This window comes from Paracidobacterium acidisoli, assembly GCF_003428625.2.
Lineage (GTDB): Bacteria > Acidobacteriota > Terriglobia > Terriglobales > Acidobacteriaceae > Paracidobacterium > Paracidobacterium acidisoli.
Window position 1 is genome coordinate 357,624 of record NZ_QVQT02000001.1, and the last position, 16,237, is coordinate 373,860.

General features: G+C 53.0%; 12 protein-coding genes. 8 read left to right on the plus strand and 4 right to left on the minus strand.

Translation table 11 applies throughout. From position 1 onward, the window contains the following. Nucleotides 1-330 precede the first annotated feature (330 nt). A complete protein-coding gene (locus tag D0Y96_RS01555) occupies nucleotides 331-2,589 on the plus strand; it encodes a TonB-dependent receptor (protein WP_158562125.1) in 2,259 nt (752 codons plus the stop codon). 109 nt (nucleotides 2,590-2,698) lie between these two features. After that, entirely contained in the window at nucleotides 2,699-3,118 is a 420-nt protein-coding gene (locus tag D0Y96_RS01560; protein ID WP_117297580.1) for a cupin domain-containing protein, read from the plus strand. Between the two features lie 45 nt (nucleotides 3,119-3,163). On the opposite strand, the gene tdh is transcribed toward D0Y96_RS01560, so the two are convergent. Both tdh and D0Y96_RS01570 read right to left on the minus strand, forming a co-directional pair. Next, nucleotides 3,164-4,195 carry an L-threonine 3-dehydrogenase gene (gene tdh / locus D0Y96_RS01565; protein ID WP_117297581.1) on the minus strand — a complete coding sequence of 344 codons (1,032 nt, stop codon included), beginning with the start codon at nucleotides 4,193-4,195 and terminating at the stop codon, nucleotides 3,164-3,166. 88 nt (nucleotides 4,196-4,283) lie between these two features. Next, complete coding sequence (locus tag D0Y96_RS01570) at nucleotides 4,284-5,141, minus strand: NAD(+)/NADH kinase (protein WP_117297582.1); 858 nt, start codon at nucleotides 5,139-5,141, stop codon at nucleotides 4,284-4,286. Between the two features lie 129 nt (nucleotides 5,142-5,270). Between D0Y96_RS01570 and D0Y96_RS01575 the strand changes: the two genes are divergently transcribed. Together D0Y96_RS01575 and D0Y96_RS01580 are read left to right on the plus strand one after the other, a co-directional pair. Next, nucleotides 5,271-6,527: a DUF1501 domain-containing protein gene (locus D0Y96_RS01575; protein WP_117297583.1), complete on the plus strand. Its 1,257-nt coding sequence runs from the start codon at nucleotides 5,271-5,273 to the stop codon at nucleotides 6,525-6,527. 261 nt (nucleotides 6,528-6,788) lie between these two features. Next, the gene (locus D0Y96_RS01580; protein ID WP_117297584.1) at nucleotides 6,789-8,045 is read left to right on the plus strand and encodes an energy transducer TonB; all 1,257 of its coding nucleotides are present in this window, start codon (nucleotides 6,789-6,791) and stop codon (nucleotides 8,043-8,045) included. Here D0Y96_RS01580 and D0Y96_RS01585 read toward each other — a convergent pair. Both D0Y96_RS01585 and D0Y96_RS01590 read right to left on the minus strand, forming a co-directional pair. Then, nucleotides 8,036-8,848, minus strand: a complete 813-nt coding sequence (locus D0Y96_RS01585) for a LytR/AlgR family response regulator transcription factor (RefSeq protein ID WP_117297585.1) — start codon at nucleotides 8,846-8,848, stop codon at nucleotides 8,036-8,038. The two genes, D0Y96_RS01580 and D0Y96_RS01585, sit on opposite strands and share 10 nt — an antisense overlap. Beyond that, on the minus strand, nucleotides 8,814-9,872 hold the full coding sequence (locus tag D0Y96_RS01590) for a sensor histidine kinase (protein ID WP_158562126.1): 1,059 nt from the start codon (nucleotides 9,870-9,872) through the stop codon (nucleotides 8,814-8,816). The genes D0Y96_RS01585 and D0Y96_RS01590 overlap by 35 nt, the downstream gene beginning before the upstream one ends. A 284-nt stretch (nucleotides 9,873-10,156) precedes the next feature. On the opposite strand from D0Y96_RS01590, the gene D0Y96_RS01595 reads away from it, so the two are divergent. The 4 genes from D0Y96_RS01595 (at nucleotide 10,157) to D0Y96_RS01610 (ending at nucleotide 16,230) form a co-directional block, all read left to right on the plus strand. Further along, nucleotides 10,157-10,261 (plus strand): translocated intimin receptor Tir, encoded by a 105-nt coding sequence (locus D0Y96_RS01595; protein WP_199480146.1) that lies wholly within the window; start codon nucleotides 10,157-10,159, stop codon nucleotides 10,259-10,261. Between the two features lie 58 nt (nucleotides 10,262-10,319). Next, on the plus strand, nucleotides 10,320-11,612 hold the full coding sequence (locus tag D0Y96_RS01600) for a GRP family sugar transporter (protein WP_117297587.1): 1,293 nt from the start codon (nucleotides 10,320-10,322) through the stop codon (nucleotides 11,610-11,612). Nucleotides 11,613-11,708: 96 nt separating this feature from the next. Beyond that, on the plus strand, nucleotides 11,709-12,569 hold the full coding sequence (locus D0Y96_RS01605) for an inositol oxygenase family protein (RefSeq protein WP_117297588.1): 861 nt from the start codon (nucleotides 11,709-11,711) through the stop codon (nucleotides 12,567-12,569). A gap of 280 nt (nucleotides 12,570-12,849) precedes the next feature. Continuing rightward, nucleotides 12,850-16,230 carry a family 78 glycoside hydrolase catalytic domain gene (locus D0Y96_RS01610; RefSeq protein ID WP_117297589.1) on the plus strand — a complete coding sequence of 1,127 codons (3,381 nt, stop codon included), beginning with the start codon at nucleotides 12,850-12,852 and terminating at the stop codon, nucleotides 16,228-16,230. The last annotated feature ends 7 nt before the right edge of the window (nucleotides 16,231-16,237 follow it).

Sequence of the window (16,237 nt, forward strand, 5' to 3'; positions counted from 1 at the left end):
AGGTAAAGGCGCTCATGTGGCAGAGCACATTTGCACCAGCGTCTGATCAAATCATTTTTGCGGGATTGGTGCACCAACCAGCCCTCGTGGCTCAGGCAGAGGCCGGTTTCCGTATCTCATTCAGCCGCTCTCGCCAGAAGCGTGGCCCTCCGCAATTCCTCTCGTAGCAAATTCTGTTCAGCCATTCCGCATAGCTATCAGCCTGAAGCAACTCATGCCGCTGTAATACGGTGTATGAGTGAAGAGTTTGGCTGGCCCATGCCTGCGAATCGCTGTCTCTCATTTCTATAGCTCAGGGTTTATGCGAGGTGGTCTTCTCTCATGCGAACTATGCGATTTTTCGCATTGCTGCTCTTTTGTCTCATCTGTGTGCCTATGATCCGAGCGTCGGTCTTTGGACAGATCCAGGGTATTGTGCATGATCCGCATCATCGGCCAGTTCCCGGAGTGCATGTTTCCGTTCATGCTGCGCATTCGGATCTCAGCTTTTCTGCCATAACCAATCAGGACGGTGCTTTTCGTATCCCCGCTGTTCCTTTGGGAGATTATGTTGTCACCGTTTCCAGCGAAGGCTTTGCAACACTGCAGCAGACCATTACTGTCACTTCAGATTCCACTCTCATTCTGCACTTTCCACTTGAGATCGCAACCGTTGCGCAATCCACCACGATCACCGCGGAGCACCCGGCCCTTAATCCGGACACGGTAACCCCAACAACACAGATCAGCCGAATGGATATTGCTGAAACACCCGGAGCGGGCCGCACAAACAGCCTGGCGATGATAACGGATTACGTGCCCGGAGCCTACATGACGCATGACATGCTGCACATGCGTGGCGGGCATCAGCTAAGCTGGCTGATCGATGGAGTATCCATTCCAAATACGAATATCGCCAGCAATATCGCACCGCAGATCGATCCCGGAGACATCGACACGCTGGAAGTAGATCGCGGCAGCTATAACGCAGGCCTGGGTGATCGAACATATGGAATTTTCAATGTAGTTCCTCGTACCGGCTTTGAATACAACCGCGAGGGAGAATTTGTAACTTCAATTGGATCGTATTATCAAACCAACAATCAGCTCAGCCTCGGCAGTCATTCAGAAAAATTTGCATGGTTCACAAGTCTAAACGGCAATCGCAGTAATTACGGCCTTCAGCCGGCCATCGAACAGCCGGTTCATGATGCCGAAAACGGATATGGCGGCTTTGGCTCTCTCATTTACAACGTGAACACGGCGAACCAGATGCGGCTGGTCAGCCAGTTGCGGACGGATTACTACCAGATTCCTCGCGATCCCGATCCGGATGACTGGCAGAATCAGCTTTATCCATCCAGCGGCCTGCGTGATGGCGAACATGAGACAGACGGCTATGTTGCATTTACATGGGTTCACACTTTCAACCCGACAACACTGCTGCAGGTTTCGCCCTTTTATCACTACAACAGTGCGAAGTACGAACCGCATTCCGATGATTTCCCCACGGCAACAACTGCGGATCAAACGGGAAACTATGCTGGTCTGCAGGCTGCAATTTCGACTTCGATTGCAAAAAATGCTCTCTCCGGAGGTGTGTACAGCTATGAACAACATGAGGGCGACCTGTTCAGTATTCAGGGACAACTCTCTCCCCAGAACAGCAATGTAAATGGCGGTATCGAAGAATTATGGCTCGAAGACAGCTATAAACCGGCACCGTGGCTGACACTGACAGGTGGCGAGCGCCAGACTCATTTCCAGGGGACGATCTCTGAAGATGCGATTTATCCGCGTATTGGAGCCGCCGTGCAGATTCCGAAACTCCACTGGGTTTTCCGAGGATTTTATGGCCATTTTTATCAGCCTCCTCCGCTGACAACGATCTCTGGCCCGTTGCTGCAACTCGCACAAGACAACAACACCAGCTTCCAGCCATTGCGGGGAGAGCGGGATGAAGAACATCAGTTCGGCGTCCAGATTCCGTTTCGCGGCTGGCTGCTCGATGCCGATACATTTCAGACAAGGGCCAATAACTTCCTCGATCACAGCAACATCGGTGCATCGAGCATTTATATCCCGGTTACCGTGGATGGTGCTTTGATTCAGGGATGGGAGCTGACGCTGCGCTCGCCGCAATTATGGAAATATGGTCGAGCCCATCTGGCCTATTCCAATCAGATTGCGCAGCAGCGAGGTCCCATCTCCGGGGGACTGATCTGTTATTCGCCGGGCGATCCTTCCGCCTGTGCAGTTCCCCCGGGTTATTCGCCGCTTGATCACGATCAGCGAAACACGCTGAATGTTGGGCTTGACGGCAATCTGCCGGATCACATATATGGCTCGTTCAATATCTATTACGGTTCGGGCTTTTCCAATGGATACACTGATCCACCATCACCCTATTCTGGAGATTATCTCCCTGCACACACTACTGCAGATGCAGCGATGGGAAAAACCTTCTCTGACAAGGTAACCCTTTCGATCAATGCCCTGAATATCGCGAATACGAGGGTCCTGCTTGATAACAGCCTCACTTTCGGAGGTTTTCACTACAACGACCCGCGCCAGATTTATGGGGAGGTTCGCTACCGCTTTCATTTCTGATACATCATTCCGCCAGCGGATAGAAATATTCTTTCCGCTGGCGTGACTGCATGAAGTGCACAGTCGTCGTCGTAATGTACGCTGGATAGGCAAAAGGAGGAGTATTTACATGGAGAAATCCCGACGCGTATTGTGCCAGGCGCTTCCACTGTTGTTTACCTCAATGGCATGGGCAGACAGCGAAACACTCAGCTCTTTCGCAAAGCCATTTGATGAACTCCCGGTACACGAAAGCGGTGCGAATATATCCCGCGCGATTCTGAATGGCGTCACGCATGAAGGTGGCTATCTGGAAGTACATGAGACAACGCTGGCGCCCGGCAGTATGCCGCACCCTCCCCATCATCACGAGCATGAAGAATTGTTTCTGCTTTCTAAGGGTACTGTAGCTGTCACCATCAATGGAAAAACAACGCAGCTGAATGCAGGTTCGGCAGCTTTTGTGCATTCCAATGAAGTACATGGTGTGCGCAACACAGGAAACGAGCCGGCACAATACTTTGTGGTAGCGATCGGCAAAGAAGCCTGATCTGTGGATGGACGCTCGTCACGTTCACCGCTCTTTAAAAAACGATCAGATACGAGTCCAGTCGAGGATGACCTTGCCTGTATTGCCGCTCATCATCGCCTCAAAGCCTTTTTCGAAATCACTGTAGTTGTAACTGTGCGTAATAACGGGGGTGATGTCGACCCCTGCGCCTACCAGCACCGACATTTTGTACCAGGTTTCGTACATCTCACGACCATAAATTCCCTTTATGGTCAGCATGTTGAAGATAACCTTGCGCCAGTCAATCTCCATCGGCTTTGCAGGAATGCCGAGCATGGCGATTTTCCCACCATGGCACATGTTTTCGATCATTTCCACAAAGGCGAGGCGGCTACCGGACATCTCGAGACCGACATCGAAACCTTCCAGCATGCCGAGTTGCTTCTGCACCTCTGCCACAGCGGCTTCCGTGGGATTTATGGCAACTGTCGCGCCCAGCTTCCTGGCGAGATCAAGACGGAAGGGGTTGAGATCGGTAATAACAACATGGCGCGCGCCCGCGTGGCGCACAATGGGGATACACATCAAACCTATCGGGCCTGCTCCGGTGATCAGTACATCCTCACCCAGAACCGGGAAGGACAGTGCCGTGTGCACGGCGTTGCCAAAGGGATCGAAGATAGCAGCGACTTCTTCTGATATCCCGGAGTGATGACGCCAGATATTCGTCATCGGCAGAGCAATGTATTCCGCGAAAGCACCGGGGCGGTTGACGCCCACCCCCAGCGTGTGGGCGCAGAGATGGCGGCGGCCAGCGAGACAGTTACGACAACGCCCGCAAACAACATGCCCTTCGCCGCTGGCCAGATCACCGGGATGGAAGTCGCTGACGTTGGAGCCAACCTCCACAATTTCACCGACAAATTCATGACCGATGGCCATTGGGACAGGAATAGTCTGCTGAGCCCATTCATCCCACTGATAAATGTGCACATCGGTTCCGCAAATACCTGTCTTCCGCACACGGATCAGAACGTCATTGATGCCGATTTCCGGTACGGGAATGTCTTCCAGCCAAAGACCGCGTTCGGCTCGACTCTTGACCAGTGCTCGCATCCAGACTCCCTTCAGTCCTCTGTGAATCCAGGGTATTCAATATGATTTTGATTGGAGCAGGAACAGAAGCATTCCCTCTGTGTGCTTCTCAGCGTTCACCCCACTTCAGCTTTGCCCGCAGTACACCGAAGAAATCCGGCGGCCCAAGACGAACCAGCTTTACGGTAAGCTCCGAACGGCGGCAGCGAATTTCATCTTCGGGACGAAGAGCTATGGCTTCCTGTCCGTCTATGGTAAGTACTGTTTGATCGGGGATACTCTCGACACTCACGACAATATTTGTCCCGCCATGAACCACAATCGGTCTGAGGGTCAGCTGGTGGGGACAGACCGGTGTAACGATCAGTGCGTCGACAGCCGGCACCAGGATGGGACCATCAGCAGCCAGAGAATAGGCGGTGGAGCCGGTAGGTGTCGCGACAATCACGCCATCGGCTCGAAAGGCCGCAGCAAGCTGGCCATCGACCGTAATGCGGAAATCGCCCATACGAGCGATGGCCCCTTTGGAAATCACTACATCATTCAGAGCTTCGTGTTCGGCATGCATTCTTCCATCGCGCCACAATTCACTATGCACCATGGTGCGAGCCTCGATGGTGTGACAGCTCTCACACCATCCCTCAAGGTGCGAATACAGATCTTCGAGGCGTACCTCTGTAAGAAATCCGAGCGAGCCAAGATTCACGCTAAGAATCGGGGTTCCGGTCTTTGCGAAGACGCGCGAAGCTGCCAGCAGCGTTCCGTCGCCCCCGAGAACGATGACCAGTTCCGGCTGTTCCGCTGGCAGCTCAGGACGTGGAACTATGCGGGCCTCACGGGTGTAATTGCCGCCCACGGGGTCCAGTATGGGCTCGAATCCTCGGGCGCGCAGCCACAATACCAGCTCTGGAAGCAGAGTGGTCAGCTCTTCCTTCTGCGGTTTTGAAATAATCGCAATCCGTCGCATGAAGAACCAGTTTACCCGGAGATGGGTTTTCGCTTTTCAGTTACCGAAATTTGTATGAGTTCGCAGAAAATCAGACATTTTCCGCAACTTCAACCCTGCGATCGCGTTCGATTGCGCAGGAGCCGTTTTATGCCGGTTACCCGTCGGTTTTTCATGAAAAGCGGAGCGATGGCCGTAGTTGGAACCTCCGCTATTCCCTCTTTTCTGACGCGCAGCGTTTTTGCTGAAGCGACAACGGCACGAGCTCAAGGCAAAAAGCTGATCGTTATCTTTCAACGGGGAGCCGCCGATGGGCTAAGCGTCGTCGTGCCATACCGCGAACCATCGTATTATCAGTACCGATCCAGCATCGCTATTCCACAAAATCAGGTGATCGATCTGGATGGCTTTTTTGGCCTGCATCCGGCAATGCAGCCGCTGAAAACCCTCTGGGAGCAAAAGCATCTTGCCGTTGTACACGCGGCCGGGTCACCTGATCCCACTCGCTCACACTTTGACGCACAGGATTATATGGAGTCCGGCACACCTGGCGTGAAATCCACTCGAGACGGATGGTTAAATCGCGCGCTGGCCGCGGAAGATGCCGCGCATTCCGGGACCGGCCAAAGCGGCAGGCATTCGCCGTTCCGCGCCCTGGCCTTCAGCCCGCAAATTCCGCGCACTCTTGAAGGACCGGTACCTGTAGTGGCCCTGGACAACATTCAGAACTTTTCAGTCAATCCGACTCCGATCGCTGCGAGCTTTGCCGCCATGTACGACGAATCAAGCGACGCAATACTCCATGGCACGGGTGCCGAGACCTTCGAGGCAGTGCGGATGCTCCGCACTGCCAACCCTGAAAAATATACTCCTGCGGCAGGAGCAAACTACCCCGGCGGAGCGTTTGGCAACAGCATGAAGCAGATTGCACAACTGTTGAAAGCCGATCTGGGGGTAGAAGCTGCATTTGCTGACATTGGTGGATGGGATACGCATCAGAATCAGGGAGGCAGCGAGGGACAGCTCGCGGGACGTCTGCGTGAGTTCAGCCAGTCACTGGCCGCCTTCTGGATCGATATGGGGGATCAGGCGGAAGATCTGACGCTGGTCACCATGTCGGAGTTCGGACGCACAGTGCATCAAAACGGCACGGGTGGCACCGATCATGGACATGCCAATGTGATGTTCCTTCTCGGAGGCAGAGTCGGCGGCGGGAAAGTATATGGGGAATGGCCCGGCCTCGCGCCTGAAAATCTATATCAGCAGCGCGACCTTGCGATTACGACCGACTACCGTCGGGTATTGGGTGAAGCCGTCGTAAAGACACTCGGTGCAGACAATCTCGGAATGGTTTTTCCTGGCGTTCCTCTGCACAGCAGGAATTTTCTAAACATCCTGAAAGCCTGATGTGCTTCGGGAAGTTTCGCTGCGCCCAGATCTGCTTCCCATCGCCGTAAGTGTGAATAATCTTCATTTACGCTGGTAAACACACTCTGTCTGCGGAATCTCCTGCAGGATTTCACTGCATTTTCTCTGAAAAAATGCTATCTTCCAGACTTCGACCTGTCTGCATCGCAGATTATGCTCCCTGTCCAGCCGGCATACCAGCACGCATCCGTCTGACTCAATCGCGGAGCCAGAACTTCGGTAGTCCGGAGAGTATTCGTCATGAAGAATGCGTCGTTGAAATCGGCCTGGAGTACGGCCCTGATCCTTTCATTTGCAGGTGGCGCTACACCTCGATATATCCAGGCTGAACCTTCTGCCATAGCTGGCGCCATGGGACAGGCCGCACCAGCGCAATCGTATAAACTACCCCAGGCAGATATCACCGAACAGGAGATTCGGCAGCGACTGACGGGGAAACAGCTTTTTCTCCGCGGGCTGTGGCTGGACGACGATCTGAACTTCGATGCGCGCGGTGATCTGATGAGCCATTCACCAACGGGTTCATTCACCCTGTGCGCAGTTGAAATTCAACGGGTGAGATTAACGAAACACACGCTCGAACTGGAGGGCGTTCGCTATGGAATTCACTTTTTGGGTGAATCGCCATGGCCGGAGCAGGCCACTTCATATGATCGCATCCGGCTGACGTCAAAGAAAAAAGTACTGAAGATATCCATCAATCGCGCTGATGTGATTCTTCCTAAACAAACCCCTGAAGAAAAAGCTGCCCTGAAAAAACAGGAAAAGGAAACCGGACATATCTCCGGCGTTTATTCTTCCGCTGAGGCCGCTGCAGACGCGGCAAAAGAAGCATCCGCGAATACGCCACCGCCACCGCCACCGCCACCGCCACCGCCCACTCCCACTCCGGGAGCATCTGCCACCACCGACCAAAAGGTTTCGGAGCAGCCTGCCGGCAACGTGACAGTATCTTCTTACGACGAGGCGTCGGCGATGATGCGCACTGCGCTGGACCGGATTTTCGCTTCCTCGATTGATGCTCAAATGATTGCGGCCATGCCGGAATACTGGCGATATTTCTATCAGGCGCAGCAGGATCACAAGTCAATCGAACCGACCGATGCATCCATTGTCCGCCCGGGGCCCGGAGTTCAGGGGCCAAAGATTGTGCATACCGTGGAGCCCGCTTCCAATGAATATGCGCAGGAAAATGAAATTGCAGGCATAGCGATCTACAAGATCATTCTCGATCCTGAAGGCAAGCCACTTGGCGTAGCCATTTATCGCCCAATCGGCTTTGGACTCGATGAGAATGCCGTGGATGCGATTCACAAATCCACGTTTACAGGAGCTACCCGCGAGGGCAAGCCGGTCACTTCCGTAATTAACCTCACCGTGAGCTTCAGGATTTACTCAGAGCGTACAGCCAGAATCGGCTCCGGTGAAGTCAGGAACATATCGGGCAACGGCTCCGCATCTTCCAGTCCTTCTCCGGCAAATACAGATCAACACTGAGCTTCGATAGTGCGCCGGTCAGTTGGCCGGGGGCCGGCACCCTGGCGGGCAAGAAGCCGGGCAATCCGTGCGCGGTATCCACGGCTTACGGGAACCTTTTGCCCATCTTTCATCAAAACAAAGGATTCCCCCTGCTGAGGATCGGTGCGGATTTCCTTTACATACTCGAGATTTACGATGGCTGAACGATGAACACGAATAAATGACTCCGGGTTGAGCCGTGTCTCAAACCGCGCCATCGTTTCGCGAAGAAGATGACTCTCCCGCTCGATGCAGATGCGAACGTAATTTTCTTCGGCGCCGATCCAGCGAATATCAGAAACCGCGAGGAAAAGAATTCTGCCTTTCGACTTGAACACAATCCGCGATGTATATGCCTTTTCTTCTGCAGTTAACTTCCTGTCTTCAGTGTCGCTTCGAAAACGAGCGATGTAATCCCTCACGCGTCCTATCGCATGCGCGAGTCTTTCGCGTGTAAATGGCTTCAGCAGATAATCGACAGCATTGATCTCGAAGGCGCGCAAAGCGTATTGATCATATGCTGTTGTAAAAACAATGCGCGGTGCCTGAAGAGATGGATCAGCACCAATTGCAGAAACAATCTCGAAGCCATCCATGTCAGGCATCTGAATATCGAGGAAAAGAAGATCGGGCTTCGTCTGTCGTACGAGATCAAGGGTACCGAGAGCAGTGGCTCCTTCGCCGACAATTTTGATATCAGCTTCACCGGCAAGTAACTGACGCAGCTTTTGTCTGGCCAGTAGCTCGTCATCTGCAATAACTGTCCTGACTGCCATATTCATAACTCACAATACTTCCGTTGTCCTGCGGCTGAAACTGAAGAGGCAGCATCAGAATGGCCTGTACCTCTCCATCCGGGAATGCCTGCAGGGTAAACCGCTGTTCATTGTCATCGATGCCATAGTGCAGTTCAAGGCGATTTTTCACGTTGGCGATTCCAACGCGTTCTCTTGTCTTGTTCAGAGGCGGTTCTTCTATCCCTCGCCCTGAATTACGCACGCACAACCGCAGATGGCCGTGCTGATTTTGTGCTTCAATCCCAAGAAAGGCTTCTCCGACGGTACGTGCAACTCCATGAAGATACGCGTTTTCCACGACCGGCTGCAGAATCATGGCAGGCACCAGCGCGTCATGCACCTCGGGGTCAATAGCGACATAATGATGCACCGTTCCCTGGAAGCGCATTTTCTGGATTGACAGGTAAAGCTGGATAAACTCGATCTCCTCGGTCAGAGGAATGAGTTGCGCGTCTCCTCTGTCCAGGGTCATACGCAGCATACTGCTCATTCGTTCCAGCATAATGTCGGCTGCCTCCACGTCGGACCGCATAAGGCTGGAAATGCTGTTCATCGTATTGAAAAGAAAATGCGGATTGAGCTGCATGCGGAGTGCTCGCAACTGGGCATTAACAAGTTCACTCTCAAGCCGCATTGCAGAATATTGTTGTTCCCGCAACTTCTGGTAATAGCCGATTCCCCGAAAGAGAAAAAATACCACCCAGAAGATCACCAGATTATTCAGCAGTTCAGAGTCAACGTAATAGCGGAGTCGATGCAGATACGTCCACGAAGACTGATGGAGAGGGACCTTTGGGAAGCATGCAATCCATACCGCCTCTTCCAGAACACTGATGAGCACGCCACCCACAACCCATCTCGTGAGGATCTGAGGCAATGCAGCACGCTGGATTGAACCGCGCAATTTCCACCAGATGATCTGACAGATAATGCCCCAGAGAAGGAAATGCCCTTCCCACGGAAAAAACAGAGCACCGAAGCCGACGGAATATTTCATGGAACGAGCCATGACATACTCCTGTAAGGAAAAAAGCGCTCCCAGAATGAGCCATGCCGCCAGAAAGATGGCAGGAGTCATAAGAAAGGGACGGTCGGATTTACCAGGTATGCCAGGATGTGTCAGCGGCTGAGACTCCTTTTCGCGGCTGTACCTGCTGGCCAGAATACACCTGAGGTGGCAGAGAATCACTTTCAGGTGTCGTAAGGATGTGTCAGTCATTGACATGCCGGGATTCACTCCTTAGAGTGAGGCTGCTACTTTATCGATAACGTAAATTTTCCATGAGGTATGGAATGTCCTCCCTTCGAACGACGAAAGCTGTTCTTACAGACAGCCACTTTCTTATTCCGCTTGTCGTGCTGCTGCTGGGAATCATCCTTCTCATTCGGCTGCATTAATCAGACGAAGAAAATCAATTCCAGTGCAGATCCACAACTTTCGTCAGAGAAAAAGAATATGAGTACCAGAGCGGAAATTTTGGCTTCACGACAGATGGGTGCTCTTCACGGACTTGGGGTGATCTGTGGCTTAGGAGCCGGAGTGTGGCTCGGCGCGGCAGAAGCGCCGACGAAGCTGGTGAACTCTGGTCTTTCCCCATTTGCTGTGTCTCTTTGCATGGTCGCAGGAGTTTTTACAGCTCGCTGGACCTTCCCCACAATGCTGAAAGGCACAGAGTACGTGTTTGCCGATCTGATGAGAAAAAAGCATCTGATCGTCTGGGCCATTCTGGCTGGAGCGTTGTGGGCAGTTGCCAATACACTTACCGTTTTCGCTGTCCGCGATGTTGGCCTCGCAGTGGCCTTCCCCCTCTGGAATGCCAACTCGCTCATCGGTCTTTTCTGGGGAAGAGTTCTCTTTGGAGAATTAAAAGGAGCAGGAACTGGAACAGTTCTTAAGGTTGTTGCAGGCACCGTAGCCATTATTGCAGCGGCGATCTTACTTGGCTTCAGCACCATTCACGGCGGATCGACCATGCATCCTCACGCCATTCATGGCGTCATAGCTGCCGCTGGAGCAAGCCTGTTATGGGGCACAATGTATGTTCCATATCGTAAAGCCTACGTGAGCGGCATGAATCCGCTGTCGTTCGTCACGGCATTTACCGTGGGTGAGCTGGGAACAATGTTTGCGCTTGTGCTGACCCTTGACGGAGGCACGCATGCTGCTGTCTTTCACTCCAGTCACGTGAAGCCGATGCTCTTCTGGCTCTTTCTCGGCGGCTTTGTCTGGGTGATTGGCGATCTGCTGCAGCAGTTTGCAACGAAATATCTCGGCATTGGACGCGGTATTCCGCTTTCAAACACGAATCAGCTCTGGGGACTCGCATGGGGCGCTCTGGTGTTCGGCGAACTGGTGCACGCGCCAGCGACGCAAAAACTGATGGTCATTGCCGGCTCCGCCATCATGATTCTGGGAGCGCTTTTGATCAGTCTTGCAGCAGCCGGCCAGCAAGAGCACTCCTCAACAAGTGACGCCCTGCTGCGCGAATGCGATCGCTACGGCATGAACTACTCTCAGGTCCTGGCGGAATATTGCGGCTCCGAATTTGGAAATCGCAGCGAAAAACGCCGGTGGTGGGATTACGCCATCCTCACCGCGGCCGTGGGCCTGTTTGTCTGGCTGGGTAAAGATGCAGTTGTCCCTGCCCTCGCCATGAACTTCCACTGGCTCATTGCCCTTGTCGCCACTATGATTCTCTGCCTGGCAGCCTGTGGCTGGGCTCTCTGGAAAACGACCCGCTTTTCATAGTTTCTTCTTAAAAAGGTAAGCGGTTTTCTTTGCGCCGGACCTGCGAATTTGCTATAACGTTAGCGGTAACGTAGCCGCATCCGGCGGAGGATTCTTATGGCCACTTCGAGTTCAGCATCTGCACAACCCCTCTCCAACCTTGAAGACTGGGACGACTTTCTGGAGGGCCGCTACAAAGAAGGCAAAACCGAGTCGGAATTTCGCCAGTATGACGCCGAGGCTACCCCCGGTGTAGCCGAGTTTTACAGGCTGAATCATCAGTATCAGACGGTAGATTACGTACTCGCCAAAGAGCGCCAATACTTTGGCCTCACACGCGGCGAAAAGACGATCTGGGAGGCAGCCGAGTACCTCAATACATTGGTAGACGACAGTGATCCGGATACGGATCTGACCCAGATCGAGCATCTGCTGCAGACCTCCGAATCGATTCGCCGGGATGGCCATCCGCGATGGATGGTATTAACAGGCTTCATTCATGACCTCGGCAAATGTCTATGTCTGTATGGAGAGCCTCAATGGGGCGTCGTGGGCGATACTTTTCCCGTTGGCTGTGCATGGTCCGATCAGATCGTTTTCCCGGAATATTTCGCTGACAATCCGGACAGGAATATTTCCCGGTATCAGACAAAATACGGCCTGTATGAGCCGAACTGCGGTCTCGAAAATGTTCACATGTCGTTCGGGCATGACGGCTACATTGCAGAAGTGATGAAGTCCTACCTGCCGGATGAGGCACTTTACATGCTTCGCTTTCATTCCTTTTACGCATGGCATCGACATGGCGCCTACAAGTACCTGGAGAACGAAAAAGACAAAGCGATGCTGTCATGGGTCAATAAATTTAATCCTTATGATCTATATTCCAAAGGCCATGCAAAGCCTGATATGAAGGCGCTGAAGCCCTATTACGACGACCTGTTTGCGGAGTTCCTCCCCGAGAAACTTGCCTGGTAATATCGAAGACAAATCGTTATTCCACAGGAGAGAGCCTTATGGCTCTCTCTTTTTGGATAGACGCTGTGCGCGGCTGGCAAGTGGTTTTCTGTGACTCCTACTCGCCTTGTTGTTTGGCACTTCGTTGATCTTCTATTGGAATTTTGTGTAGAGATTTCATCCGTAATCTTTATGTGATGAATGGTTCTCAATCTGCTCTGGCAGCGTGTAGGCTTTGGAACGCTGGAGACAATATCCCTTTGCGGCTCCGGCGGTCCGAAACATCATTTAAAGGTCAGCGATGAGCCCAATTTCAAAAAGATCAGAACAGAAGATCTTTACGGCAATTCTTCTTTCTCTGATTTACAGCGTTTCCTGTGCCGCACAGCATCCTGCCACCGCAGCCGCGGCAGGAAAGCCGGATCATCTGCGATGTGACTCACTGACGTATCCTCTGGGCATCGACACGACTCATCCCCTGCTTTCATGGCAGCTTCACGATGGTCGTTTTGGCGCCCGTCAAACGGCATATGAAATTCAGGTGGCCACGACCCCTGCATTGCTGATCGCAGATAAGGCGGATGTATGGAATAGTGGGCGCGTCTCCTCCGATAGCTCAGTGAATGTGCCCTATACCGGGCCGGCGATGCAGCCTGAGACTCGCTACTACTGGCGCGTAAAGGTATGGGATAAAGCTGGGAAGTTGTATCCGGTAAGTGCTGCGGCCTGGTGGGAAACCGGCCTGATGTCGAAGGACGCCTGGAAAGCGGAGTGGATTGGCTTCGAGGAAAAGGAAGAGAGCAGTATTCGCAAATCGGGTGCAACGTGGATCACCAATCCCGGACAGGAAAACTACAAAATCCCAGGCGAAACACATCATGCGTTCCGCTTTCGGTTCCACCTTCAGCAAACGGCTCGCCGCGCTGATTTATACGTGGCGGGCAAAGACTCTGTTGCGGCCTGGATGAATGGCCAGGAAGTCCTGACGGCGCTCCCTCTGCCACCGTGGAAACAAACTCCCTGGAAGACATGGACAAAGGTGGATGCAACCAGCGCATTGCACCAGGGAGAAAATCTGCTTGCCATAGATGCAGTTCTTTATGCGGCAAACCCAAATGGAATGCAGACGGTGAATGGCAGCGAGACCCCAATGAGCGCGTGCCTGTATGTCGAACTGACAGACGGCTCGACCGTGATCTTCACGAGCGGACGAGGGTGGAGAGCAGCATTAAATCCTCCTCCGCAGTGGCAGAATCCGCAGTTCAACGATGATGGCTGGCAGGCCGCTGTTCCCTTCATTCCATCTGACACGACGGGAGAAGATGATAACGATCCAGGCAATCCGTGGCCCACTGAATCAGTGAAACTGTTGCGAGACACCTTTGATGTGAACAGACCTGTCGTATCAGCGCGGTTGTATATCACGGCGCTGGGTGCATACCAGGCATGGCTGAATGGGCATCGGGTAGGCGATCAGATTCTCTCACCAGGCTGGACAGATTACCGGATTCGCGTTCCCTATCAGGTCTTCGATGTAACGAGCGAGTTGAAGCCGGGGAAAAATGCGATCGGAGCATTTCTCGCCCCAGGATGGTATACCACGCCGCTCAAGTGGTTCCGGCAGGGATACAACTACGGCTCGACGCCGGACGCGCTGCGGGCACAGCTTCGAGTCGCGTATGCAGATGGATCTGTCGAGTGGGTCAATACGGATGAGCATTGGAAAGCCGCTGAGTCTCCCATTACAAAAGCAGAAATTTACGACGGCGAAAATTACGACGCTCGACGCGAGCAGACGGGCTGGAGTACAGCACCTTTCTCCGATGCAAACTGGAAACCCGCGGAGGTCATTCAGCCCGTTGAACCGGCAATCGTCTCGCAATATTTTCAGCCGATTCGTATGGAAAAAGTATTGTCGGCAAAGAAGCTGACCAACCCTGCGCCCGGGGTCTACGTTTACGATTCCGGTCAGAATATGTCGGCAGTAGAACGCCTTCGCGTGCAGGGGCCAGCAGGCACAAATATAAAAATGAGGTTTGCCGAGGTGTTGAATTCTGACGGCACGCTCTATACCGAAAATCTGCGTACAGCAAAAGCGACCGATCATTACATTCTTTCCGGAAAAGGAGTCGAAGAATACCAGCCACGATTTACCTTCCACGGCTTTCGTTATGCAGAAATCACTGGCCTGCAAACAAATCCTGGAATCGATGCGCTGAAAGCAGTTGTAATTCATACTGACGCGCCATTTACGGCGCGTCTGCACACCGGCAGTCCAATAATTAACCAGCTATGGAACAACATCTTATGGGGGCAGCGATCCAACTTCGTTGGACTACCAACAGATTGTCCTCAGCGCGATGAGCGGCTCGGCTGGACCGCCGATGCTCAGGTCTTCTGGCGTGCCGCATCGTACAACATGGATCTGACACAGTTTTCAAAAAAGTTTGCTGCTGATTTGCGAGGCACGCAAAGCGGCACTGCAATGTATGGAATCATTGCCCCCGGAACTGCAAGCTCGAGCCCCGGTTTTGCCGCTGGCTGGAGCGAAGCAGGCATCATCATACCGTGGACGGACTGGTTCCAGCGGGGGGACAGACGCATTCTCGAAGAGAACTGGGATGCAATGCAGAAATATCTGAGTGCGATCCACCAGGCTAACCCTGATTATTTATGGGCAAAGGAATATGGCATATCGTTCGGCGATTGGCTGTCTCCGGAAGGAAAAACCGATGAGACTCTGATCGCCACGGCCTACTGGGCCTACGATGTTTCATTGATGCGAGAAATGGCCCACGCGCTGGGAAAAACTAAAGAAGAACAGCAATACGCAATTCTTTTCGGCCACATTCGCGACGCCTTCGATAAGGCCTTTGTTCACTCCGACGGATTTGTCGCTGGCGCGGATAACAGTGCTTCATCTTTTGGACAGATTAATAACCCCAATGCAAAGAGCCATGGCGGCGACACGCAGACCGGATACGTGCTGGCGCTGCATATGAATCTTCTGCCAAACACGCTTCGTCGTGCGGCCGCAGAAAAGCTGGTTGAGAAGATTCGCGAGAATGGATGGCGGCTGGGAACAGGATTTCTGGGAACTCCATACCTGTTGTCGGTACTCGTCGATTCCGGTCATGCAGATATCGCATACCGCTTGCTGCTCAATACTGATTATCCATCCTGGGGATATCTCGTTGACCATGGCGCGACAACGATGTGGGAGCGCTGGAACGGCGACAAAATGCGAGATGACCCCAGTATGAATTCCTACAATCACTATGCCTATGGTGCCGTTGCTGACTGGATCTACGGTTATGCTGCGGGCGTGGATGCGACCCCGGACGATCCGGGATTTCATACCATTTACCTTCACCCGAATTTCGATCGCCGGATTGGCAGCGTTGACTTCTCTTACGATTCGTCCTATGGACAAATCAAATCAGCATGGTCGATTCAGGATTCAACCGTTACGTGGCAATTCACGATACCGCCGAACACCACAGCTCTTTTGTCAGAGAATAATGCCGGCATGCGTCCATTCACACTGGATGGCGCGGCTCTGGATGATAGCCCAAAGGTGCATTTGAGTGAAATGGCCGAGGGCGAAAAAGTCTACAGGTTTCCAGCTGGCTCGTACGTGCTCAAAGCGGTTTTGCCGCCTCAGCCTCTCTCCGGAAACTAATGTTCGC